Annotated in this window: 23 protein-coding genes, 4 tRNA genes and 1 riboswitch; of the genes, 20 read left to right on the top strand and 7 right to left on the bottom strand. The window is 41.6% G+C overall.

The genetic code is table 11. From position 1 onward, the window contains the following. The first annotated feature begins 88 nt into the window (after positions 1-88). Genes AC979_RS07625 through lptD form a run of 6 tightly spaced genes read left to right on the top strand, consistent with a single transcriptional unit; the run spans position 89 to position 6862 of the window. The gene (locus tag AC979_RS07625; RefSeq protein ID WP_049373684.1) at positions 89-2005 is read left to right on the top strand and encodes an ABC transporter ATP-binding protein; all 1917 of its coding nucleotides are present in this window, start codon (positions 89-91) and stop codon (positions 2003-2005) included. 10 nt (positions 2006-2015) lie between these two features. Further along, the gene (locus AC979_RS07620) at positions 2016-2558 is read left to right on the top strand and encodes a DNA topoisomerase family protein (protein ID WP_049373682.1); all 543 of its coding nucleotides are present in this window, start codon (positions 2016-2018) and stop codon (positions 2556-2558) included. After that, positions 2555-3106 carry a Sua5/YciO/YrdC/YwlC family protein gene (locus tag AC979_RS07615; RefSeq protein ID WP_049373680.1) on the top strand — a complete coding sequence of 184 codons (552 nt, stop codon included), beginning with the start codon at positions 2555-2557 and terminating at the stop codon, positions 3104-3106. Before AC979_RS07620 ends, AC979_RS07615 begins: the two co-directional genes overlap by 4 nt. 3 nt (positions 3107-3109) lie before the next feature. Beyond that, a complete protein-coding gene (aroE, locus tag AC979_RS07610; RefSeq protein ID WP_049373678.1) occupies positions 3110-3925 on the top strand; it encodes a shikimate dehydrogenase in 816 nt (271 codons plus the stop codon). Next, positions 3922-4473 carry a DNA-3-methyladenine glycosylase I gene (locus tag AC979_RS07605; protein WP_049373676.1) on the top strand — a complete coding sequence of 184 codons (552 nt, stop codon included), beginning with the start codon at positions 3922-3924 and terminating at the stop codon, positions 4471-4473. The genes aroE and AC979_RS07605 overlap by 4 nt, the downstream gene beginning before the upstream one ends. A 46-nt stretch (positions 4474-4519) precedes the next feature. Then, positions 4520-6862, top strand: coding sequence for an LPS assembly protein LptD (lptD, locus tag AC979_RS07600; RefSeq protein ID WP_049373675.1), 2343 nt, complete (start codon positions 4520-4522; stop codon positions 6860-6862). A 38-nt stretch (positions 6863-6900) separates the two neighbouring features. On the opposite strand, the gene xerC is transcribed toward lptD, so the two are convergent. Together xerC and AC979_RS07590 are read right to left on the bottom strand one after the other, a co-directional pair. Beyond that, positions 6901-7788, bottom strand: coding sequence for a tyrosine recombinase XerC (xerC, locus tag AC979_RS07595; RefSeq protein WP_014064388.1), 888 nt, complete (start codon positions 7786-7788; stop codon positions 6901-6903). Next, positions 7788-8222 carry a hypothetical protein gene (locus AC979_RS07590; protein ID WP_049373673.1) on the bottom strand — a complete coding sequence of 145 codons (435 nt, stop codon included), beginning with the start codon at positions 8220-8222 and terminating at the stop codon, positions 7788-7790. Before AC979_RS07590 ends, xerC begins: the two co-directional genes overlap by 1 nt. Before the next feature lie 199 nt (positions 8223-8421). Between AC979_RS07590 and tpiA the strand changes: the two genes are divergently transcribed. Then, positions 8422-9189 carry a triose-phosphate isomerase gene (gene tpiA, locus AC979_RS07585; RefSeq protein ID WP_049365182.1) on the top strand — a complete coding sequence of 256 codons (768 nt, stop codon included), beginning with the start codon at positions 8422-8424 and terminating at the stop codon, positions 9187-9189. 63 nt (positions 9190-9252) lie between these two features. Here the strand turns inward: tpiA and AC979_RS07580 are convergent, their stop codons facing one another. Further along, the gene (locus tag AC979_RS07580) at positions 9253-10011 is read right to left on the bottom strand and encodes a glycosyltransferase family 2 protein (protein ID WP_049373671.1); all 759 of its coding nucleotides are present in this window, start codon (positions 10009-10011) and stop codon (positions 9253-9255) included. A gap of 61 nt (positions 10012-10072) precedes the next feature. Between AC979_RS07580 and waaA the strand changes: the two genes are divergently transcribed. From waaA to AC979_RS07540, 8 genes are all read left to right on the top strand, one after another. Further along, entirely contained in the window at positions 10073-11368 is a 1296-nt protein-coding gene (gene waaA, locus AC979_RS07575) for a lipid IV(A) 3-deoxy-D-manno-octulosonic acid transferase (protein WP_049373669.1), read from the top strand. Next, complete coding sequence (coaD, locus tag AC979_RS07570) at positions 11365-11841, top strand: pantetheine-phosphate adenylyltransferase (protein WP_014064370.1); 477 nt, start codon at positions 11365-11367, stop codon at positions 11839-11841. Before waaA ends, coaD begins: the two co-directional genes overlap by 4 nt. Next, positions 11838-12050 (top strand): lipoprotein, encoded by a 213-nt coding sequence (locus AC979_RS07565; protein WP_005694824.1) that lies wholly within the window; start codon positions 11838-11840, stop codon positions 12048-12050. The genes coaD and AC979_RS07565 overlap by 4 nt, the downstream gene beginning before the upstream one ends. A 13-nt stretch (positions 12051-12063) precedes the next feature. After that, positions 12064-14076, top strand: coding sequence for a DNA helicase Rep (rep, locus tag AC979_RS07560; RefSeq protein ID WP_049373667.1), 2013 nt, complete (start codon positions 12064-12066; stop codon positions 14074-14076). Between the two features lie 154 nt (positions 14077-14230). Then, positions 14231-14324: transfer RNA gene (locus AC979_RS07555), tRNA-Ser, on the top strand. A gap of 24 nt (positions 14325-14348) precedes the next feature. Then, a tRNA-Arg gene (locus tag AC979_RS07550) sits at positions 14349-14425 on the top strand. Positions 14426-14478: 53 nt separating this feature from the next. Then, positions 14479-14555, top strand: a tRNA-Arg gene (locus AC979_RS07545). A gap of 53 nt (positions 14556-14608) precedes the next feature. After that, positions 14609-14685 (top strand) — tRNA-Arg (locus AC979_RS07540). Positions 14686-14738: 53 nt separating this feature from the next. Here AC979_RS07540 and AC979_RS07535 read toward each other — a convergent pair. Both AC979_RS07535 and nadR read right to left on the bottom strand, forming a co-directional pair. Continuing rightward, a complete protein-coding gene (locus AC979_RS07535) occupies positions 14739-15419 on the bottom strand; it encodes a metallophosphoesterase family protein (RefSeq protein WP_049373665.1) in 681 nt (226 codons plus the stop codon). 1 nt (position 15420) lies between these two features. Next, positions 15421-16530 (bottom strand): multifunctional transcriptional regulator/nicotinamide-nucleotide adenylyltransferase/ribosylnicotinamide kinase NadR, encoded by a 1110-nt coding sequence (gene nadR / locus AC979_RS07530; RefSeq protein WP_080971328.1) that lies wholly within the window; start codon positions 16528-16530, stop codon positions 15421-15423. Between the two features lie 127 nt (positions 16531-16657). After that, positions 16658-16833, top strand: a riboswitch (FMN riboswitch). 88 nt (positions 16834-16921) lie between these two features. On the opposite strand from nadR, the gene ribB reads away from it, so the two are divergent. Then, on the top strand, positions 16922-17569 hold the full coding sequence (gene ribB / locus AC979_RS07525) for a 3,4-dihydroxy-2-butanone-4-phosphate synthase (RefSeq protein WP_049373664.1): 648 nt from the start codon (positions 16922-16924) through the stop codon (positions 17567-17569). Positions 17570-17639: 70 nt separating this feature from the next. On the opposite strand, the gene dusA is transcribed toward ribB, so the two are convergent. Both dusA and AC979_RS07515 read right to left on the bottom strand, forming a co-directional pair. Next, the gene (gene dusA / locus AC979_RS07520; protein ID WP_049373662.1) at positions 17640-18626 is read right to left on the bottom strand and encodes a tRNA dihydrouridine(20/20a) synthase DusA; all 987 of its coding nucleotides are present in this window, start codon (positions 18624-18626) and stop codon (positions 17640-17642) included. 3 nt (positions 18627-18629) lie between these two features. Next, positions 18630-20015: a chloride channel protein gene (locus AC979_RS07515; protein WP_049365196.1), complete on the bottom strand. Its 1386-nt coding sequence runs from the start codon at positions 20013-20015 to the stop codon at positions 18630-18632. Positions 20016-20273: 258 nt separating this feature from the next. On the opposite strand from AC979_RS07515, the gene rpsL reads away from it, so the two are divergent. From rpsL to tuf, 4 genes are all read left to right on the top strand, one after another. Next, the gene (gene rpsL, locus AC979_RS07510; RefSeq protein ID WP_005543325.1) at positions 20274-20648 is read left to right on the top strand and encodes a 30S ribosomal protein S12; all 375 of its coding nucleotides are present in this window, start codon (positions 20274-20276) and stop codon (positions 20646-20648) included. Positions 20649-20794: 146 nt separating this feature from the next. After that, on the top strand, positions 20795-21265 hold the full coding sequence (gene rpsG, locus AC979_RS07505) for a 30S ribosomal protein S7 (RefSeq protein WP_005699184.1): 471 nt from the start codon (positions 20795-20797) through the stop codon (positions 21263-21265). Between the two features lie 84 nt (positions 21266-21349). Then, positions 21350-23452 carry an elongation factor G gene (fusA, locus tag AC979_RS07500; protein WP_049365197.1) on the top strand — a complete coding sequence of 701 codons (2103 nt, stop codon included), beginning with the start codon at positions 21350-21352 and terminating at the stop codon, positions 23450-23452. A gap of 65 nt (positions 23453-23517) precedes the next feature. Then, a complete protein-coding gene (gene tuf / locus AC979_RS07495; protein ID WP_049365036.1) occupies positions 23518-24702 on the top strand; it encodes an elongation factor Tu in 1185 nt (394 codons plus the stop codon). The last annotated feature ends 28 nt before the right edge of the window (positions 24703-24730 follow it).

The raw sequence follows: 24730 nt of genomic DNA, 5'->3' as shown, positions 1-24730 counted from the left end.
GCAGAAATATCGATAAAATTGGAATAGGCTGTTTCGAGAAAAGGAAAAATATTGCAAAATAGGCACAAATTCAGATGTATTCGAAAAAATGATTGTATTTAATAATATTTCCCTAAAGCGCGGGCAAACCGAATTGCTCGAGAATGCCACGGCGACCATCAATCCGAAACAAAAAGTCGGCTTGGTGGGGAAGAATGGTTGTGGTAAGTCTTCTCTTTTTGCCCTATTAAAAAAAGAATTAACGCCAGAGGGTGGCGAGGTCACTTATCCATCCAACTGGCGGGTCTCTTGGGTGAATCAAGAAACGCCTGCATTGGATATTCCCGCCATTGATTATGTGATTCAAGGGGATCGCGAATATTGCCGTTTGCAGCAGGAACTTAATGAAGCAAATGAACGTAATGATGGTCATGCAATTGCGCGCATTCACGGACAATTAGAAACCTTAGATGCTTGGACAATTCAATCTCGCGCGGCTTCCTTATTACATGGTTTAGGCTTTAGCCAAGACGAAATCGCTCAACCGGTGAAATCCTTCTCCGGTGGTTGGCGGATGCGCTTGAATTTGGCGCAAGCATTGCTTTGTCCATCGGATTTATTATTACTGGATGAGCCAACCAACCATTTGGATTTGGATGCGGTTATTTGGTTAGAACGTTGGTTGGTGCAATATCAAGGCACCTTGGTACTAATTTCCCACGACCGTGATTTTCTCGATCCGATTGTGACGAAAATCCTCCATATCGAAAATCAGAAACTCAACGAATACACGGGCGATTATTCTTCATTTGAAGTGCAACGGGCAACCAAACTGGCACAACAAACGGCGATGTATCGTCAGCAACAACAAAAAATTTCCCATTTACAGAAGTATATCGACCGCTTTAAAGCCAAAGCGACCAAAGCCAAACAAGCACAAAGCCGCATGAAAGCCTTAGAGCGCATGGAGCTGATTGCACCGGCTTATGTGGATAATCCTTTTACCTTTGAATTCCGTCCACCGCTATCTTTGCCGAATCCTTTGGTGATGATTGAACAGGCGAGCGCAGGTTATGGTAGCGGTGAAAGTGCGGTAGAAATTTTAAGTAAAATTAAGCTGAATTTAGTACCGGGTTCACGCATCGGTTTGCTCGGGAAAAATGGTGCAGGGAAATCCACCTTAATTAAATTGTTAGCCGGCGAGCTCACCGCTCTTTCTGGTACTGTGCAATTAGCTAAAGGCGTACAACTCGGTTATTTTGCTCAGCATCAGCTCGATACCCTACGCGCAGATGAATCCGCTCTCTGGCATATGCAAAAACTCGCACCAGAGCAAACGGAGCAACAGGTTCGGGATTATCTCGGGAGTTTTGCGTTCCATGGTGACAAAGTTAATCAAGCGGTGAAAGCCTTTTCCGGTGGGGAAAAAGCCCGTTTGGTACTTGCGCTAATTGTTTGGCAACGTCCAAACCTATTACTGCTCGACGAACCAACCAACCATTTGGATTTGGATATGCGTCAGGCATTAACCGAAGCGCTAGTGGATTACGAAGGCTCTTTGGTGGTAGTTTCTCACGATCGCCACTTACTACGTAATACCGTGGAAGAATTCTATTTGGTACACGATGAAAAAGTGGAAGAATTCAAAGGCGATTTAGAGGATTATCAAAAATGGCTGAATGAACAAAATAGCGCACCAGAAAATAAATCCTCGGAGAAAAATGACGACAATGAAAATTCCATGCAAAACCGCAAGGAACAAAAACGTCGCGAGGCTGAATTGCGCCAACAAACAGCGCCTCTTCGCAAACAAATCTCTCAATTAGAGGAAAAAATGAATAAACATGCCTCCAAACTTGCGGAGATTGAAAACCAATTGGCAGATTCCGAACTATACAGCGCAGAAAATAAAGAAAAATTGACCGCATTTTTGGCACAGCAAGTAGAGGTGAAGAAAGCCTTAGAAGAAGTCGAAATGGACTGGTTAGCGGCCCAAGAAGAATTGGAAACAATGCTACAAGCATAGGGACAAGCGTATGAGTCAAAGCCTTTTCCAACACACAAAACACGAAGAATATTGCCCACAATGCGGCGCGCCTCTGCAAATGAAACAGGGGAAAAAGGGGCTGTTTTTAGGTTGTTCGGCATATCCTGCCTGTGATTATTTGCGCCCCTTGCATAAGGTGGAACATAAGGTGTTGAAAGAGCTTGATGAAACCTGCCCGCAATGTGGCAACCCACTCCAACTCAAACAAGGTGCTTTTGGGATGTTTATTGGTTGTAGCCATTATCCCGATTGTGATTTTGTGGTGCATGAGCAACAGGATGAAGAACAATCCATTGACTGTCCGGAATGCCATAAAGGGCATTTAGTTGCCCGTCGCGGACGACAAGGGAAAATCTTTTATGGTTGCGATAACTTTCCCCATTGCAAATTTTCCTTACCGGCAAAACCCTATGCCATGCCTTGTCCACAATGCCATTTTCCACTTGCGCTATTAAAAAGTGAAAATGCCGAACAGCAAGTTTGGCAATGCGCGAATAAAGGCTGTCGACATATTTTTGAGAACGAAAAATGAATGTACAACAAATTGCCGCCCGTTTAATGCAAGACGAAGTCGTTGCCTATCCTACTGAAGCGGTATTCGGTTTGGGCTGTAATCCGCTAAGTGAAAGTGCGGTCAGAAAATTGCTTGATTTAAAACAACGTCCGATTGAAAAAGGCCTTATTTTAGTCGCGCCGAGCTTGCATTTTTTGCAGCCTTTTGTTGATTTTTCCTGTTTGTCCAACGAACAGCTTGCACGCTTACAGGCGCAATATGAGCATCCGATCACCTGGGTGGTGCCGGCTAAGACAGAGGTTCCACATTTCCTGACGGGGCAATTTAATAGTATTGCGGTGCGTTTATGTACTCATCCTGCCGTCAAAGCCTTATGCGAAGAAACAGGCTTTGCTCTCACCTCGACCAGCGCCAACTTAACTGGTAAATCACCTTGTCGCAGCGCAGATGCCGTGCGTTCCCAATTTGGGGCAGATTTTCCCGTACTCGATGATGCAGTCGGCCAAGCACAAAATCCATCGGAAATCCGCGATTTGCTCACAAACCAACTTTTCAGACAAGGATAAGATATGCACTATGCCGTTTGGGGCAATCCGATTGCCCAAAGTAAATCCCCGTTGATTCATCGCTTATTTGCCAAGCAAACCCAGCAAACGATGGAATATGTTGCCAAATTAGGTGATCTTGATCATTTTGAGCAGCAATTACAGTCCTTTTTTGCTGCAGGAGCACAAGGTTGCAATATCACTGCACCATTTAAAGAACGTGCCTATGCGCTCGCTGAGGAACATAGCGAACGGGCGGAACTGGCAGAAGCCTGTAATACATTAAAAAAATTGGATAACGGCAAACTCTATGCGGACAATACCGATGGCATTGGTTTAGTGACAGATTTACAACGCTTAGGTTGGATTCAGCCACAACAACGCATTTTAATTTTAGGTGCCGGCGGGGCAACCAAAGGGGTATTACTGCCTTTATTGGAAGCACAACAGCAGATTGTCTTGGCTAACCGCACCCTAGAAAAAGCGCAACAATTAGCAGATAAGTTCAAACCTTACGGCACAATTGCAGCGGTAGCGATGGATGCGATTCCCGCGCAAGCCTATGATTTAGTGATCAATGCAACTTCGGCCGGATTAAGCGGGCATACCGCCGCCGTTGATGCCTCAATCTTATCATTAGCCCGAGCTTGCTATGACATGCAATATGCCAAAGGTGGTGACACGCCTTTTATTGCCTACTGTAAATCCTTAGGTCTGAATAATGTCAGCGATGGTTTTGGTATGTTGGTGGCGCAAGCCGCCCATTCATTTTATTTATGGCGTGGGGTGATGCCCGATTTTGTCGCAATCTATGAACAACTCAAAAAGGATATGGCATGAGTACAAGATGCCCTTGGGCGGGCGAACTTCCGATTTATATCGACTACCACGATAAGGAATGGGGCAAGCCACAATTTGATAGTCAAAAGCTGTTTGAAAAGATCTGTTTAGAAGGGCAACAAGCGGGGCTTTCCTGGATTACCGTATTGAAAAAACGTGCAGCCTATCGAGCAGCATTCCATCAATTTGACCCAGCCAAAATTGCGAAAATGACCGAACAAGATATTGATCGTTGCATGGAAAATACCGGGCTTATTCACCATCGGGCAAAGCTGGAAGCCATTGTGAAAAATGCCAAAGCCTATTTAGTCATGGAAAAGTGCGGTGAAAATTTCAGTGATTTTGTGTGGTCGTTTGTGAATCATCAACCGATTATTAATGATGTCCCCGATATTTCTGTGGTCCCCGCTAGAACTGAAATCTCAAAAGCACTGTCAAAAGCATTGAAAAAACGTGGTTTTGTCTTTGTTGGGGAAACAACATGTTATGCCTTTATGCAATCTATGGGGTTAGTTAACGACCATATAAATGGCTGTTGTTGTAAGTGATATTCCAGTATAATCTCCCTAATTTCATCTGAATAAGAACTGAATTATGAATAGAAAATATACCTTAATTTCAATCTCAATTCTGACCGCACTTTATAGTCAACAAAGTTTGGCCGATCTGCATTCTCAATGCTTACTCGGTGTACCTCACTTTACTGGGGAAGTCGTGAAAGGTGATGTCAATAACTTACCAGTTTATATTGAAGCAGATAAAGCAGAGATTAATCAGCCAACTCAGGCGATTTATCAAGGCAATGTGGATTTGAAACAAGGAAACCGCCATTTGGTAGGGAATTCAGTTGAAGTCAAGCAAACAGGTGAGGGCAATCAAACTCAACGCTGGGCTTATTTGCGAGGCGGATTTGATTACAAAGATAATCAAATTAATCTATTAGGTAATGATGCGAGTTTTAATTTAGATAGCAAAAACGGTAATGTTACCGATGCAGACTACCAACTTGTAGGACGTCAAGGTCGCGGTAAAGCACAAGAAATTGAGTTAGGTGATAATTATCGCGTAATGAAAAACGCGACATTTACCTCTTGTTTGCCAGATGATAATGCCTGGGCGGTGGATGCCTCTGAGATCCGTCAGCACATAAAAGAAGAATATGCTGAATTTTGGCATGCACGTTTTAAAGTATTAGGTGTGCCAGTATTCTATACTCCTTATCTACAATTACCGATTGGTGATCGTCGCCGTTCAGGTTTATTAATGCCAACCGTTGGTCATTCTAGCCGTGATGGTTATTGGTATAAACAGCCGGTTTATTGGAACATTGCACCAAATTATGATGCCACATTTGCACCAAAATATATGTCTCGTCGTGGTTGGCAATTAAATGGTGAATTCCGTTATTTAACACCCGTTGGTGAAGGTAGACTTGCTGGCGAATATTTAGGACGTGATCGTTATGATGAATATACCAGTGATAATCGTAAGCGTCATTTGTTCTATTGGAACCATAATTCCTCTTTTCTTGAAAACTGGCGTTTAAATGTTGATTACACTAAGGTAAGTGATAAACGTTATTTCACCGATTTTGATTCAGATTATGGTGACAGTACTGATGGTTATGCAAATCAATACGCACGTATTGCTTACTATAAACCTAATTACAACTTCGCGATTTCCGCACGTCAGTTCCAGATTTTTGATGAAGTCGATATCGGGCCTTACCGAGCGATGCCACAAATCGACTTCAATTATTACAAAAATGATTTGGCGAATGGTTGGATCGATTTTAAATTATTTTCGCAAGCAGTACGCTTTGATAATGATAGTGCTTTGATGCCAAAAGCATGGCGTTTTCATATTGAACCAAGCTTGGCAACAGCAATGTCAAATAAATATGGTAGCTTGAATATTGAGACTAAACTTTATGCAACGCATTATAACCAGAAAAAAGGAACTTCTTCTGCAGCGGAAGAAGTGCAAAAATCAGTAAATCGTGTATTGCCACAATTAAAAGTAGATTTACAAACGGTTTTAGCAAGCAATAAAACTTTATTTGATGGTTATACACAAACGCTTGAACCTCATGTTCAATATTTGTATCGACCATACAAAGATCAAAGTAATATCGGTTCAAAACGAGTGAATGATTATCTTGGCTTTGGTTATGATTCTGCGTTAGTCCAACAAGATTATTATTCATTATTCCGTGATCGTCGTTATAGTGGTTTAGATCGTATTTCATCAGCTAATCAAATAACGCTTGGTGGAACAACTCGTTTTTATGATAAGAATTCTGATGAACGTTTTAACTTCTCTGCAGGACAAATTTATTATTTAACGGCATCAAAAATTGACGATAATCCAAATAATCGTACGCCAAAATCCTCTTCTTCTTGGGCCTTGGAGTCTAACTGGAAAATTAGCGATAAATGGAATTGGCGCGGTAGCTACCAATACGATACGTTGCTAGATAAAGCCTCATTGGCGAATAGCAGTTTAGAATTTAACCCAATGAAGAATAATCTGATTCAGTTAAATTATCGTTACGCAAGTAAAGAGTATATCAACCAAAACTTGGGGGCTTCTGCTAACCGTTACCAACAAGATATTAAACAGATTGGTGTTGTAGCTGCATGGGAAGTCTCAGATAATTGGGCGTTTGTGGGAAAATATTATCAAGATATTGCGTTGAAAAAACCGGTTGAGCAATATGTGGGCGTGCAATATAACTCGTGCTGTTGGTCTTTAGGCGTTGGTGCAAGACGTTATGTGACGAGTCGCCAAAATCAACGTAACGATCAAGTGGTTTATGACAACAGTGTTGGTGTCACCTTTGAATTACGTGGATTAGGTGAAAATGACCATCAAAGCGGTATTGAAGACATGCTGAAGAAAGGAAAACTTCCTTATATTCAGGCGTTTAGCTTATAGTGAGATGAATAAAGGCTACCGAAAGGTAGCCTTTTTGTTTATTTTTTTCGTTTTGCTCGAGGATGGGCTTGATCATACACTTCAGCAAGATGCTGGAAATTTAAATGCGTATAAATTTGTGTGGTGGATAAATTACTGTGCCCTAAAAGCTCTTGAACAGCCCGCAAATCTGAGCTCGCTTCCAGCATGTGAGTGGCAAAAGAGTGACGCAGTTTATGCGGATTGAGATGACTGTTTAATCCTTGTCGAATGCCCCAGGTTTCCATTCGTTTTTGAATAGAGCGATGAGTAAGGCGATTTCCCTGTTGGCTAACAAAAAGGGCGTCATCCTTTGGATTAAATAAAGGGCGTACTTTTAACCATTGCTGAATTGCATGAGAAGCATAGCGTCCAAAAGGCACAATACGTTCTTTGTTTCCTTTACCAATCACTCTGACCTCACGTACACGCGTGTTAATGCTATTAAGGTTTAAGCCTTGTAATTCAGATAAGCGAAGCCCTGAGCTATACATCAATTCCATCATCGCACGATCACGCAAATCAATCGGATCTTTGCTGTCATTTGAAAGCAATTTTTGGACCTGTTCAGCATCAATATTTTTCGGCAAATGCTTGCCTTGTTTCGGTGCTGAAATACCTGTTGCCGGATTCACTTTCATTTGCCCTTGTTGTACAAGATAGCTGAAAAACTGACGAAGAGCAGATAAGCGTAATGCCAAGCTCTTTTCTTTTAAACCTTGCTTTCGACTTTCCGCCAAAATAAGACGAACCACACTTGGATTCACTTGCTGCCAGTGTTGAATGCCTTTTTCTGCTAGAATCGCTAAAATCGCATCCAGTTGATGTTGATAATTGGTGAGTGTATGTGGGCTTACTTGGCGTTCAATTCGCAAGTAATCCCAATATTGATTGAGGAGTGTATGCATTAGAGAGTTAATTCAAACAAACTTTTTTTCGTGTTTAGCTTAAATCCTTCGCGTTCTAAAATACTCTGTTGAGCTTGGCTTAATTCCGCTACTAAACGATTAGATTGTGTATAACGGACAAACTCTTTCGCTTTAGAAATAAGGGCTGCATAAATCTCGGCTTGATGTTTATCTTCTTTGACAAAAATATCGGTTAATTGCCAATAGCGTTGTAATTGTAAAGAGGATAAGCGAGGATAAAGTTGAACAAAGCCAATCGCTTGTACATTTTCGTTTACAGCAATAAAAAACATGCTTTCATTAAAACGCATACGATTTGTTAGAAAGGTTAAAGTGCGGTCAGGATTTTCACTCATTCCGTTGGCAAGTCGATAGGCTTCAAAGAGTGGAGCAAGCACTTCTATATTCCATTGTTCGGCTTTGAAAATTTTCATTGTTACCAGACCTATTTTCCGTTTATTTATAAAATTGGTTATTTTTTATCGGTTCCGTACAGTAGATTGTAGCTTTTTAGCACAAAATAATCATCATTTCCCCAAAAAAATTTTCAAAATGTGATTTTGCACAAAGAAATCTGCCTAAAGTTTGGTATAGTAAACACACTTTTTATTTATTCAATATGGAGAAACAAAAATGGCACGTCGTCCTTTAGTGATGGGTAACTGGAAATTAAACGGTTCCAAAGCCTTTACCAAAGAATTAATCGAAGGATTAAAAGCAGAATTACAAGGTGTAACAGGTTGTGATGTGGCTATTGCCCCACCTGTTATGTACTTGGGTACAGCTGAAGCGGCACTTGCAGGCAGCCAAATTGCTTTAGGTGCACAAAACGTTGATGTGAATGTTAAAGGTGCTTTCACCGGTGATATTTCAACTGAAATGTTAAAAGATTTTGGTGCAAAATACATCATTATCGGTCACTCTGAGCGTCGTACTTACCATAAAGAAAGCGACGAATTCGTAGCGAAAAAATTTGGTGCATTAAAAGAAGCAGGTTTAGTGCCAGTGTTATGTATCGGTGAAACTGAAGCTGAAAACGAAGCAGGTAAAACTGAAGAAGTATGTGCGCGTCAAATTGATGCAGTCATCAATGCATTAGGTGTAGAAGCATTTAATGGTGCTGTGATTGCTTATGAACCAATTTGGGCAATCGGCACGGGTAAATCAGCAACTCCAGCACAAGCACAAGCTGTTCACGCATTTATCCGTGGCCACATCGCAGCAAAATCACAAGCTGTAGCAGATCAAGTGATCATTCAATACGGTGGTTCAGTAAATGATGCTAACGCAGCAGAATTATTCACTCAACCAGATATCGATGGTGCGTTAGTGGGCGGTGCTTCACTTAAAGCGCCTGCGTTTGCAGTAATCGTGAAAGCAGCGGCAGCAGCGAAAAACTAGTTTTCTTGTTCTAAAAGAGATAAAAAAAGTGCGGTTAATTTTAACCGCACTTTTTGTTTTTGATTAATGTTGATTGCGTTCCCACAAATCAGCATATTTCACAAAGGTGGAGTGGGCCGAAAGTACCGCAAGCAGAAAACCTTGTTTTCCATCTAAGAAACCGGCTTTTAAAATGTACATTTTGACAAAGCACCCGATGGCATGACTGACACCTTGCCATAATGTTGCCTTTTTGCCTTTGGCTTGGCGTTGATCTGCCCAAGCTTTGGCGTAGCCCGCGGATTTCACCAAATAGTGATGAATGCTTTTATAAGTGAAATGCTCCAGATCGCCAGTTAATTTCTGTACTTTCGTGTCTTCAGGATAAACTACTTTTTCATGTACCAGAGAATCGTTATATCCCGCATAATTTGTGCGATATAAACGCACCACATAATCAGGATACCAACCAGAATGGCGAATTTCGCGCCCAAACACTTCACTCACACGAGGAATATCATAAACCGTATTTGGAGCATCTTGTTGAACCGCTTGTTGAATAGATTCACGCAGTTTTGGTGTGACACGTTCATCGGCATCTAGCCACAAAACATAATCACTGGTGACATATTGTTGTACACGTTGGCGTTGTTTGCCAAAACCTGGCCAATCAGGATGCGAATAAAATTTTGCACCATATTGTTCCGCAATTTCTTGAGTGTTATCAGTACTGCCCGAATCGACAATAATGATTTCATCTACCCAATCTTTTACAGTGTCAAGACATTGAGCAAGATCTGCCGCTTCATTTTTGACAATCATGGCAACGCTAATTGTTGGCATATTTTGATCCTTTTTTTGCTATACTAGCCGAAGTTTTTGTAAGTATAACCGAATTTATTTTATGTGGCGTTTTTTTTATACCTGCCTGATGTATCTGATTCAGCCTTTTGTACTGTTATTCATGTTACTACGAAGTCTCAAGGCTCCGAATTATCGTAAGCGTTTAGGCGAGCGATATGGTATTTATGCGAATCTTGTTAAGCCTGCACAAGATGGGATCGTCATTCATGCGGCATCAGTCGGTGAAGTGATTGCTGCTACGACACTAGTAAAACGTATTCAGAAGGAATGCCCGAATTTACCGATTACGTTTACAACGGTCACGCCAACAGGCTCTGAACGCGTAAAAGCTGCGTTCGGGGAAACTGTGACGCATTGTTATTTGCCTTACGATTTACCTTGTGTCATCAATCGTTTTATTGATTTTATTCAACCTAAAGTATTCATTGTCATTGAAACGGAACTTTGGCCAAATTTGATTGATTGTTTGGCTCGTCGAAATATTCCTTTCATTGTAGCGAATGCACGCCTTTCTGCACGTTCAGCCAGACGCTATGGCAAAGTCAAACAACACTTGCAGTATATGCTTTCTCAAATCAGCTTGATTGCGCCACAAGATAGTATCAGTGGAAAACGTTATTTAGAGTTAGGTTATGAGAAAGATCGTCTGCAATTAACCGGTAATATTAAATATGATCTTGTGGTTAGTGATGAGTTACTCAAAGACATTGCAACACTTCATGAGAGCTGGGCGAAAGATCGTCAGATTTGGATTGCGGCGAGTACCCATGAAGGGGAAGAAGAACTCATTTTACAAGCACATCATTTGTTACTGAAAAAACATCCAAACTTGCTGCTATTGCTTGTACCTCGTCATCCTGAACGTTTTAATCCGGTGGCAGATTTAATTGAAAAAGCCAACTTTAACTTTATTCGTCGTTCAACGGGGGAGATTCCTTCAGAAAATACCCAAGTAATTCTGGGGGATACCATGGGCGAGTTGATGTTGATGTATGGTATTTCAGATATTGCGTTTGTTGGTGGAAGTTTGGTCAAACATGGGGGACATAATCCGCTTGAGCCTCTAGCGTTTAAATTACCCGTTGTGAGTGGAAAGCATACATTTAATTTCCCTGAAGTTTTTACCTCGCTGTTAGAGGTGCAAGGTGTATTGCAAATCAACTCAACAGAAAAAGCATTGGCAGAGATTATTGATAAGTTATTGAATTCGAAAGGGGCGCGTCAACGTTTAGGCAATGCAGGCTACGAGGTATTAATTGAAAATCGTGGCGCATTACAGCGTCTTTTAGATTTGCTTCATCCTTATTTAACCAATATTTCGGAGAACCATAAATGACAAGCGTAATTTACCCAGGCACGTTTGACCCGATTACCAACGGGCATTTAGATATCATTGCGCGAAGTGCGGTCATTTTCCCGAAAGTTTTTGTCGCGGTTGCGAATAGTCCGAGCAAAAAGCCATTGTTCTCATTAGAAGAACGCGTTGAGCTCGTGCGTCAATCGGTTGCTCATTTACCCAATGTGGAAGTATTTGGCTTCTCTGATTTACTCGCGAATGAAATTAAAGCGAAAAAAATTACTGCCATTATTCGTGGTGTGCGTACAACAACAGATTTCGAATATGAATTACAACTGGCTGCATTAAACCGTTTATTAACTGATGGTGTGGATAGTTTGTTCTTCCCTCCAACAGAAAAATGGGCGTTTGTGTCTTCCACGATTGTACGAGAAATTTATTTGCATCATGGCGATGTGAAAGAACTGGTGCCGGAAGCCGTCTATTTAGCCTTAAAAGCACGTCGTGAATGAAAAAAACACTTCTGATTTTAACCGCACTTTTAGCGTTAACTGGTTGTGGTACGGTGGTGAAATTAATCGATCCATCGGAAAAATACACACCTTACGCGGGTGCGGCTTATGATTTAGAGATGGCACAAAAATGGGGCTTACCTATTTTAGATTTGCCACTGTCATTTTTATTAGATACCGCATTGTTGCCTTATGCGTGGTCAAATTAATTTGCATTAAGATATGAAACTCAATCCTCAACAACAACAGGCTGTCGAATATGTCAGCGGGCCTTGCTTGGTACTAGCAGGCGCAGGCTCGGGCAAGACTCGCGTGATCATCAATAAGATTGCTCATTTGATTGAACATTGCGGTTATTTACCTAAACAGATCGCCGCCGTGACCTTTACCAACAAAGCTGCTCGTGAAATGAAAGAGCGTGTAGCCCATTCCATTGGTAAAGAAAAATCCAAAGGATTGATTGTTTCTACTTTCCATACCTTAGGTTTCGACATTATCAAACGGGAATATAAAGCCTTAGGCTTTAAATCGAATATGACCTTGTTTGATGAGCACGATCAACTTGCCTTACTAAAAGAACTGACGGCAGATGTACTGCAGGAAGATAAAGACTTACTGCGTGAATTAATTTCCGTTATTTCTAATTGGAAGAATGATTTGGTTTCGCCAAAACAGGCTTATGCCTTAGCGAAAGATGCCAAATATCAAACCTTTGCAAAATGTTATGAGCGTTATGCAACGCAAATCCGTGCTTATAATGCGTTAGATTTTGATGATTTGATTATGTTGCCGACCTTACTCTTCAAACAGAACGAAGAAGTGCGGTCAAAATGGCAGGAGAAAATCCGCTATTTGTTGGTGGATGAATATCAAGATACCAATACTAGCCAATATGAACTGATTAAATTACTGGTAGGCGAGCGAGCTTGCTTTACGGTGGTGGGGGATGACGATCAATCCATTTATTCTTGGCGAGGTGCTCGCCCCCAAAATATGGTGCGCTTGCGTGATGATTTTCCGCGTTTGCAAGTCATTAAATTAGAACAAAATTACCGCTCCACTCATCGTATTTTGCATTGTGCGAACATTTTGATTGATAACAACGAGCACGTGTTCGATAAAAAACTGTTTTCCAACTTGGGCGAAGGTGAAAAACTGCAAGTCATTGAGGCGAAAAATGAAGAGCATGAAGCAGAACGGATTGTGGCAGAATTAATTGCTCATCGTTTTAGCCGTAAAACCAAATTTAAGGATTATGCGATTTTATATCGCGGTAACCATCAATCCCGTCTATTGGAAAAAGTGCTGATGCACAACCGTATTCCATACAAAATTTCTGGCGGGACGTCTTTTTTCTCCCGCGCTGAAATTAAGGATATGATGGCCTACTTGCGTTTGGTGGTAAACCAAGACGATGATGCGGCCTTTTTGCGTATTGTGAATACACCGAAACGGGAAATTGGTACCGCAACATTGCAAAAACTAGGCGAGTTGGCACAGGAAAAACATATCAGTTTATTTGAGGCGATTTTTGAGTTTGAACTGATGCAACTTGTTACACCGAAAGCCTATGATGCCTTGCAAAAATTTGGTCGTTGGATTGTGGAGTTAAACGATCAAAGTTTACGTTCCGATCCAGAAACCGCTGTGCGTTCTTTACTTTCCTCATTGCATTACGAAGAATATTTGTATGAGTATGCCACCAGCCCTAAAGCCGCCGAAATGCAAAGTAAAAACGTGGCAACCTTATTTAGCTGGGTAGAGGATATGCTCAAAGGCGATGAGGTGAATGAGCCGATGACTTTAAATCAAGTGGTTACCCGTTTAACCTTGCGCGACATGATGGAACGCGGTGAAGACGATGACGAGAGCGATCAAGTGCAATTGATGACGCTGCATGCCTCTAAAGGTTTAGAGTTTCCTCATGTGTATTTAATCGGTATGGAAGAGGGAATTTTGCCTCATCAAACCAGTATTGATGAAGATAACGTGGAAGAAGAACGCCGTCTAGCTTATGTGGGCATTACGCGAGCCCAACAAACGCTGACTTTTTCTCTTTGTCGTGAACGGCGTCAGTTTGGCGAGTCAATTCGCCCAGAGCCGAGTCGTTTCTTGGCTGAGTTGCCACAAGATGATGTGCAATGGGAAAAAGATAAGCCAAAATTAACGGCAGAGCAGAAGCAGCAACAAACATCGAGTCAGCTTGATCGTCTGCGAGCAATTTTAAAAGGCTAGAGATGATTAAAGTGCGGTAAGAAATTCATTTGTTTTTTCAACCGCACTTTATTTATGCAAAATGTAGATAAATCAATCAACCAACATTGCTTTTTCAAAAAATGATTTGACATATTTTCAAAAAAACGTATTATACCGCCCACACACCGAATGTGGTGAGATGGCCGAGTAGGCTGAAGGCGCTCCCCTGCTAAGGGAGTATGGGGTCAAAAACTCCATCGAGGGTTCGAATCCCTCTCTCACCGCCATTTGTTGTTAGTTTTATTTATTCTGCACCCGTAGCTCAGCTGGATAGAGTACTCGGCTACGAACCGAGCGGTCAGAGGTTCGAATCCTCTCGGGTGCGCCATTTAAAATCGACTCTATCAGTTAAAATGGTTACGAAGAATAAAACATCACTACGCACCCGTAGCTCAGCTGGATAGAGTACTCGGCTACGAACCGAGCGGTCAGAGGTTCGAATCCTCTCGGGTGCGCCATTTAAAATCGACTCTATCAGTTAAAATGGTTACGAAGAATAAAACATCACTACGCACCCGTAGCTCAGCTGGATAGAGTACTCGGCTACGAACCGAGCGGTCAAAGGTTCGAATCCTTTCGGGTGCGCCATCTTCTCTCTTCAAACTTTTCTTTTTATCAAAAACAATTAACTACTAACTCAGTTATTTTTCTCTATCATCAATAGTTTTTAATAAATAATTTCCGTGTGCATCAGTAACACTTCTAAAACCGACATTCGTGATTTTATAATGGAAATTTGTCTTATATTCGACGTTATCGTGGTGATGACCATGGAAAACGTGTCTTACCCCTAATTTTTCTGCGAGTTGATTAATCACACGAAATCCCATTGGATGAGGTTTAGGCGCTTCATGGCAAATTAAAATATCGGCTTGTTCATTTTCAATGGCTTCGATATCAGAAGGGAAAATAGATGTGCGATGGCGCAATGGTACACCGCCACGCCAAATTTTTTCTTGTGGACTATATTGGCAATAGTGGATGGGATCAAAATACATCGGTTTATTGGGTGGCATCCAGATTTGTCCTCGGAATACGCCACCTAAGCCGGCAATGCGTTGACCTTGGATTTCAACAACACGATTATGCAAATTACGCGATTTCCAATGTGTGCCCCAAATCGAATCAAATGCGGCGACGGTTTTGCTGTCATGATTACCGTGAATAAACCAAATATCACAATATTTTGCGAGTTTATCTAATTCATCAGGCGAAGAAAGCTGCAAGTCACCCAAAATAATCAGGGCAACGTTGTCATTTTCTTGCACGAAAGGATAAAGATGTTCATAACTTCCGTGCGGATCGCCTGCGAATAAAAGCATTTTATTTCTCGGTGGTCAATATGCGTTTTGTGTGTTGTAAACCTTCAAGTTCTTCATCATTTAACACTTTTTCTACAACAGATTTCACTTGGTTATAACGATCTAAATAACTTGGCGATTCAATTTCAATGTAAGGCACTTTGTATTTATCTAACAATTTCTTCAATAATTGTTGGAATTGTTGACGTTGTTTTTGGCTGCCTAGACTACGTAAGCCATCATCCACCCATTTTGTGTTGTTTTTCAATAAGATTGTTACATCAAATGGGTATTCTTTGATCATGGAATCGAGGAACGGATGAGCTTTACCTTCGTATTGAATACAAAAAGCTTGCGTGGTAATGAAATCAGTATCAATAATCGCCACTTTATGAGCATGACGCACGGCATAATCAATATAGCGTTGGTGGCCTAGCGCCATTTGTGGATAGTCAGAATATTGCATGGCTTGCTCATCGCCACCTAATTTTTCAAAGACATATTCCCGACCATATTCCCATGCAGAAGTAGTATTAAATACGGCAGCCAGTTTGCTAACTAACACACTTTTACCGCTGCTTTCACCACCCAAAATGGCGATAGTTTTTGCAAAGAACGGACGGACTTCTTTCGGAATGAACTTCCAATATTGGAAAGGTGTAGTACGAATTTTCGTTGCGGATACATTAAAGAAAGAGCGGTCAGGATCCACTAAAGAAACTTCGAGACCCAAGTATTTTTCATATGGCGCTTTATCTTGTGGCTCACTACTAAATACCATCGTCGGGGTAAATTGTTTTTCTTCAAATAGATTTTTTACCACCTCACTCCAAGCTTGCCAACCATTCGGATAACTTGGAATGCCATCTTCAACTAAATGATGAATAAAAATGTGATCGTTCTGATATTTAAAGATTTGTTGCATCCAGCGAAGGCGATCTTGTACCGTTGGCATACGCTTCATTTTACTATCATAAAACAGCTTTAAATCACGTTCGGTATCGCTACAGACAATTACGTGAAGTTCATCCACTTTACTGAATGCTTCATAAATCATATTAATATGGCCGGTATGAACTGGGTAGAATTTCCCAAAAATCACACCCACTTTTTTATTGTGTTTGTTCGACATAATGTATCCTTCGCTAAATCGCCATTGCATAGTGGCAGTATAGCCCTATTTTATGCAATCTTTGTGCAAATAAAAACATTTTTCATTGAATGATTTTTTACCGCGACGTTTTGCGTTATACTACGACCTGCATTCTCAGGGCAGGGTGAAATTCCCTACCGGTGGTGACAGCCCACGAGCACTTAAAAGTGCGGTCAATTTTGATTAAGTTTTTACAAGATTGTTTCGCGTTGTACTTTTAAGGTTAGCAGATTTGGTGAAATTCCAAAGCCGACAGTATAGTCTGGATGAAAGAGAATAAAACGGATTGGGTTCCCAATTCCGTCTTATTTATTTGCATTTCTCAGCCCTGATTCTGGTTAATTTTAACGTAACAACAAAGGAAATTACGATGAATCAGTCAATTTTATCTGCATTTGGTGCGACCGGCGAAGAACGGGTGATTAACGCATTGAACGCATTCAAAAAAGGTAATGGCGTATTAGTATTGGATGATGAAGATCGCGAAAATGAAGGCGATTTAATTTTCCCTGCAGAAACCATTACGCCAGAACAAATGGCAAAACTTATTCGTTATGGCAGTGGTATTGTGTGCTTATGTATCACCGATGAACAATGCAAACAACTTGATTTGCCACCGATGGTTGAGCATAACAATAGCGTGAATAAAACCGCGTTTACCGTGACGATTGAAGCGGCAGAAGGTGTGTCAACAGGTGTATCGGCACAAGATCGTGTCACCACAATCAAAGCGGCGATTGCAGATCAGGCGAAACCGGCAGATCTTCACCGTCCAGGACATGTTTTCCCATTACGTGCGGCAGAAGGTGGTGTTTTAACGCGTCGCGGTCATACTGAAGCGTCCGTTGATTTAGCGCGTTTAAGTGGTTTTAAACCAGCGGGTGTGATTTGTGAAATCACAAATGATGATGGCACTATGGCTCGCGCACCAGAAATTATCGAATTTGCGAAAAAATTTGGTTATGTAGTATTAACAATTGAAGATTTAGTAGCGTATCGCCAAAAACATCATTGCTAATTAAATACTCAGAAAACAAAAGTGCGGTTAGAAAATCTCTTAAATTCTGATCGCACTTTGTATTTTAGGCTTAATTGGTTTCCACAAAGCTTAATGCTGTTTCAACCACTTCGATTCCCGCGCCTTGCTTAAAGGCATTTTCACTTAAATAGCGTCGCCATTGTCTTGCCCCTTTGCAGTTTTGGAATGCGCCGAGCATATGTCGAACGATATGATTTAAATAAACACCTTGGCTCAGCTGTTTTTCAATGTAAGGGAACATGGCTTCCACCGCTTGTCTTGGTGTGACGATATCTGCATTAGCATTAAAAAGCATTTGATCAACATAGCCTAGCAACGATGGATTTTGATAAGCCTCACGCCCAACCATCACCCCATCCACAAATTGCAAATGATGTTTCATTTCTTCGATGGTTTTAATGCCGCCATTAATAGCAATGGTTAATTGTGGGAAGTCTTTCTTCAATTGATAAACACGATCATAATCCAAAGGGGGAATTTCTCGATTCTCTTTTGGACTTAATCCTGAAAGCCAGGCTTTTCGGGCATGAACAATAAATTCTTGGCAGCCTGCATGATGGACTTTTTCGATAAAGTCGCAGAGAAATTCATAGCTATCCAAATCATCAATGCCAATACGTGTTTTCACAGTGACAGGAATATTCACGACATTTCGCATTTCAGCAATACATTCAGCTACTAAATCTGCTTTTGCCATCAAACACGCACCAAACATGCCATTTTGCACGCGATCGGAAGGACAGCCCACATTCAGATTAATTTCATGATAGCCTCTTTCTTCGGCTAATTTTGCACAATGTTTTAGCTGTGCGGGGTCGCTTCCGCCAAGTTGTAAGGCAACCGGGTTTTCTTGCAAATCAAAATCTAAATGATCGTATTTCGCATGAATAATGGCGGGAGCTGTGACCATTTCAGTATAAAGCAACGCATTTTTACTAAATTGACGATGAAAATAGCGACAATGGCGTGTCGTCCAATCTAGCATTGGCGCAACGGAAAAGCGGCCATGATAAAAGTGCGGTTGGTTTTCTGACATTTTTTATTTCTCTTGAATCTCGTTACGGCGAAGATCTTCTGCTTGTTGTTCCTGCATTCGTTGACGGAAACGTCCAGCCGCAAAGTGGTAAAAAGGTTTCGGACTAAATTGGCGCGAAATTATGGAGGCAATGATACTGGAAATCAAGAGCCAAATCAGCACAGGTTGAGCCCCTGTCATTTCCATCACAACCACACTCGCTGTCACAGGGGATTGTGTGCCGCCGGCTAAAAAGGCTGCCATACATAAAATGACGAGGAAGCGTTGATCAACCATGCCGTTGCTAATTTCCCATAACATGGTGCCGATACCCGCGCCAGTAGTGAGAGATGGCGTAAAAATTCCGCCCGCGATGCCATTCCAGTAAGTCGTAACTGTTGCGAAGAGCTTTAGTATCCCCACTTCAGGTGAAACGAGTTGTCCTTCTAATGCTCTGGCGACCACATTGTAACCCGTTCCATAAGTTTGCCCTTCGCTGTAAGTGCCCATCGCGGCAAGTACTAAACCGAGCAATAAAGCAATGTAAATAGGGTGTTTGCGGATCCAATCACGCCATTTGAGTGGAGAGAGTCCCGCTAATCCTTTTGCAAGGAGTCGCCCAAATATACCACCCAGTACGCCACAAACTACGCCACAAACGGCAAGCCAAAGATATAAATAAGGAATAGCTGTTGCGCCTTTATAGGCTGGAAAGTAAGGGCTATTGCCTTGAATCGCTACCAAAATAAAACCCGCTGCTAATACCCCAAGTAATACGCGGCGTTCCCAGCGTAACATCACGCCTCGACCCAATTCTTCAATGGCAAAAATTACCCCAGCCAAAGGGGCGTTAAATGCGGCAGCAAGACCGCCTGCTGCACCCGTTGCGATGAGTTCATTCGTACTTAAGCCGCGGAAAGCAAAGTTATATTTACGACAGAAATTTCCCCAACTCAGCATAACAGCAGCACCGACTTGAACAGAAGGGCCTTCTCGTCCAACAGACGCACCGATAACCATTGCAAAGAAAGTAAGCGGAATTTTCCAAATAGTTTGGCGAAATTCAACCAGTTTCGTTTTATAGCCATTGTAAGGAAGATTAATGGAGGCAATCACTTGTGGAATACCGCTGCCGCCGACATAAGGCGTGTATTTGGCGGTAAACCAAGTGAGAGAAGCAAGACCAAGCGGTAAAACGATCCAAACGGCGAGAGGGTATTTAGCAGACCAATAGGCATTAAATTCAAGTCCGATATCGGCTAGCTTGGCAAATCCAAAGGAAAAGAGGGCAACAAACGTTGCACCAATCAGTAAACATACAAATTCGAGTGTTTTATGAGAGATACGATGCGTTTGTCGAAGTTTTTTGTGATAGAAATAACGTAAATGAAAAATGAATGAACGTAACATAATGATTGCCAACAAAATAATTCTGTTTGGAATTATAAAACCCTGGCTTCAGGCAGGCAATTGATTTGACAAAGTGCGGTCTATTTCACCTAGATTTTTTGTCAAGCGATCCTTTGCGATCCTATTTCTGTTTAAATATTGACAATGCGAGGTGAAACCATTAAAATTCAGCGTCTATTTCTTCTGTCTATTGGATAGAGAGATAGATTTTGTAACAAACATTCTATTATGAATAACATTTAAACTGGAGCTTTTTTAATGGCAACTATCAACCAGCTAGTACGCAAACCGCGTGTGAAAAAGGTTGTAAAAAGTAACGTTCCTGCATTAGAGGCTTGCCCGCAGAAACGTGGTGTGTGCACTCGTGTATACACAACTACACCTAAAAAACCGAACTCAGCATTACGTAAAGTATGTCGTATTCGTTTAACTAATGGCTTTGAAGTAACTTCTTACATCGGCGGCGAAGGTCACAACCTTCAAGAGCACAGTGTTGTGCTTATCCGTGGTGGTCGTGTTAAAGACTTACCAGGTGTTCGTTACCACACTGTACGCGGCGCATTAGACTGTGCAGGCGTTAAAGATCGTAAACAAGGTCGTTCTAAATACGGCGTTAAACGTCCTAAAGCTTAATGGAACTCCGTTAAGTAAGGCCAAACGTCTAAATTAGTAAAAATTTAAATCAGAAACTCCAGTATCATATTAGCTCACTTTAAAGTGCGGTTAATTTTTATAGAGTTTTGGATATCCTGAAGATTAAATATACGGAGAAATTCGCAATGCCACGTCGTCGTAGTGTTGAACCACGCAAGATTCTTCCAGATCCGAAGTTCGGTTCAGAGTTACTTGCAAAATTTATTAATGTATTAATGGTAGACGGTAAAAAATCCGTTGCTGAAACCATCGTTTACGGTGCGTTAGACAAACTTGCAGAACGCACAGGTAAAGAACCTTTAGAAGCATTTGAAATTGCACTTGAAAACGTTCGCCCAACCGTTGAGGTTAAATCTCGTCGTGTTGGTGGTTCTACTTACCAAGTGCCAGTTGAAGTACGTCCAGTTCGTCGTAACGCATTAGGTATGCGTTGGATCGTTGAAGCTGCACGTAAACGCGGTGATAAATCAATGGCTTTACGTCTTGCAAATGAATTATCTGATGCATCAGATAACAAAGGCGCAGCTGTGAAAAAACGTGAAGACGTTCACCGTATGGCTGAAGCTAATAAAGCATTTGCTCACTTCCGTTGGTAATACGCTTTTAAAATTTAAGGGCTTCATCCTCGATGAAGCCTTACCCTTATATAAACAGATATTAAACTTAACAAGGTTATAATAATGGCTCGTACAACCCCTATTGAAAGATATCGTAATATCGGTATTAGTGCGCACATTGATGCTGGTAAAACTACTACCACTGAACGTATCTTATTCTACACTGGTGTAAGTCACAAAATTGGTGAAGTACACGATGGTGCAGCAACAATGGACTGGATGGAACAAGAACAAGAGCGTGGTATTACCATTACCTCTGCGGCAACTACCGCATTCTGGTCTGGTATGTCACAACAGTTCCCACAACACCGCATCAACGTTATCGATACCCCGGGACACGTAGACTTTACTGTTGAAGTAGAACGTTCTATGCGTGTTCTTGATGGTGCGGTAATGGTTTACTGTGCAGTTGGTGGTGTTCAACCTCAGTCTGAAACTGTATGGCGTCAAGCTAACAAATATCAAGTTCCACGTATTGCGTTCGTAAACAAAATGGACCGTACTGGTGCTAACTTCTTACGTGTTGTTGAACAACTTAAAACTCGTTTAGGTGCGAATGCTGTTCCTCTTCAACTTCCAATCGGAGCAGAAGAAAGTTTCACTGGTGTTGTTGATTTGATCAAAATGAAAGCGATCAACTGGAACGAAGCTGACCAAGGTATGACCTTCACTTATGAAGATATTCCAGCAGATATGCAAGCAGCGTGCGAAGAATGGCGTCAAAACCTTGTTGATGCAGCAGCTGAAGCAACTGAAGAATTAATGGAAAAATATCTTGGTGGTGAAGACTTAAGCGAAGAAGAAATCAAAGCAGGTCTTCGTCAACGCGTATTAGCAAACGAAATCATCTTGGTAACTTGTGGTTCTGCATTCAAAAACAAAGGTGTTCAAGCGATGCTTGATGCAGTTGTTGAATACTTACCAGCACCAACTGATATTCCAGCAATCAAAGGTATCAACCCAGATGAAACTGAAGGTGAACGTCACGCAAGTGATGATGAGCCGTTCTCTTCATTAGCATTCAAAATTGCAACTGACCCATTCGTAGGTAACTTAACCTTCTTCCGTGTGTACTCAGGTGTAATTAACTCTGGTGATACAGTATTAAACTCTGTACGTCAAAAACGTGAACGTTTTGGTCGTATCGTACAGATGCACGCTAATAAACGTGAAGAAATCAAAGAAGTTCGTGCGGGCGATATCGCTGCAGCAATCGGCTTAAAAGATGTAACTACGGGTGATACATTATGTGCAATCGAAGCACCAATCATCCTTGAGCGTATGGAATTCCCAGAGCCAGTAATCTCTGTAGCAGTAGAACCTAAAACTAAAGCTGACCAAGAAAAAATGGGTCTTGCGTTAGGTCGTTTAGCTCAAGAAGACCCTTCATTCCGTGTTCACACTGATGAAGAATCTGGTGAAACCATTATTTCTGGTATGGGTGAGTTACACTTAGACATCATCGTTGACCGTATGAAACGTGAGTTCAAAGTGGAAGCTAATATCGGTAAACCACAAGTATCTTACCGTGAAACTATCCGTACTCGTGTTAACGATGTGGAAGGTAAACACGCAAAACAATCTGGTGGTCGCGGTCAATATGGTCATGTTGTTATTGACTTATACCCATTAGATCCAGAAGGTCCTGGTTACGAATTTGTAAACGAAATCAAAGGTGGTGTAATCCCTGGTGAATACATTCCTGCAGTTGATAAAGGTATCCAAGAACAGCTTAAATCTGGTCCATTAGCGGGTTATCCGGTAGTAGATATTGGTGTACGTTTACACTTCGGTTCATACCATGATGTTGACTCATCAGAATTAGCGTTTAAATTAGCGGCTTCTTTAGCATTTAAAGCAGCGTTCGCTAAAGCAAACCCAGTTCTACTTGAGCCAATCATGAAAGTTGAAGTAGAAACTCCACCTGAGTATGTGGGTGATGTAATCGGTGACTTAAGCCGTCGTCGTGCTATGGTTAACGGTCAAGAAGCGAACGAATTCGTTGTTAAAATCGATGCAGAAGTTCCACTTTCTGAAATGTTCGGTTATGCAACAGACTTACGTTCACAAACTCAAGGTCGTGCATCATACTCAATGGAACCGTTAAAATATGCTGAAGCGCCAACAAGTGTTGCTGCTGCAGTAATTGAAGCGCGTAAAAAATAATTTTTTGTAACAATCCGCTCTATAAGTCGAATGGCTTATAGAGCATTTTCTAGGAAACTAAACAAATGTCTAAAGAAAAATTTGAACGTACAAAACCGCACGTAAACGTGGGTACAATCGGCCACGTTGACCACGGTAAAACAACTTTAACAGCAGCAATCACAACTGTATTAGCAAAACACTACGGTGGTGCAGCTCGTGCATTCGACCAAATCGATAACGCGCCAGAAGAAAAAGCGCGTGGTATCACCATCAACACCTCACACGTTGAATACGATACTCCAACTCGTCACTACGCACACGTTGACTGCCCAGGACACGCGGACTATGTTAAAAACATGATTACCGGTGCGGCGCAAATGGACGGTGCAATCTTAGTAGTAGCAGCGACAGATGGTCCAATGCCACAAACTCGTGAACACATCTTATTAGGTCGCCAAGTAGGTGTACCTTACATCATCGTATTCTTAAACAAATGCGACATGGTAGATGACGAAGAGTTATTAGAATTAGTAGAAATGGAAGTTCGTGAACTTCTTTCTCAATATGATTTCCCAGGTGACGATACTCCAATCGTACGTGGTTCTGCATTACAAGCATTAAACGGTGTTGCAGAATGGGAAGAAAAAATCCTTGAGTTAGCAAACCACTTAGATACTTACATTCCTGAACCAGAGCGTGCAATTGACCAACCGTTCCTTCTTCCAATCGAAGACGTGTTCTCAATTTCAGGTCGTGGTACAGTAGTAACAGGTCGTGTTGAGCGTGGTATCATCCGTACTGGTGATGAAGTTGAAATCGTTGGTATCAAACCAACATCGAAAACAACAGTAACTGGTGTTGAAATGTTCCGTAAATTACTTGACGAAGGTCGTGCAGGTGAAAACATCGGTGCATTATTACGTGGTACCAAACGTGAAGAAATCGAACGTGGTCAAGTATTAGCGAAACCAGGTTCAATCACTCCACACACTGACTTCGAATCAGAAGTTTACGTATTATCAAAAGATGAAGGTGGTCGTCACACTCCATTCTTCAAAGGTTACCGTCCACAATTCTATTTCCGTACAACTGACGTAACTGGTACAATCGAGTTACCAGAAGGCGTGGAAATGGTAATGCCTGGTGATAACATCAAAATGACAGTAAGCTTAATCCACCCAATCGCGATGGACCAAGGTTTACGTTTCGCAATCCGTGAAGGTGGCCGTACAGTAGGTGCAGGCGTTGTTGCGAAAATCATCAAATAATTGATGTATTAACTGTAACAAGTTAGAT

Source organism: Parahaemophilus parainfluenzae, assembly GCF_001053575.1.
Lineage (GTDB): Bacteria > Pseudomonadota > Gammaproteobacteria > Enterobacterales > Pasteurellaceae > Haemophilus_D > Haemophilus_D parainfluenzae_S.
Note: the sequence above shows the minus strand (reverse complement) of the source record. Positions and strands in the feature narration are given on the sequence as shown.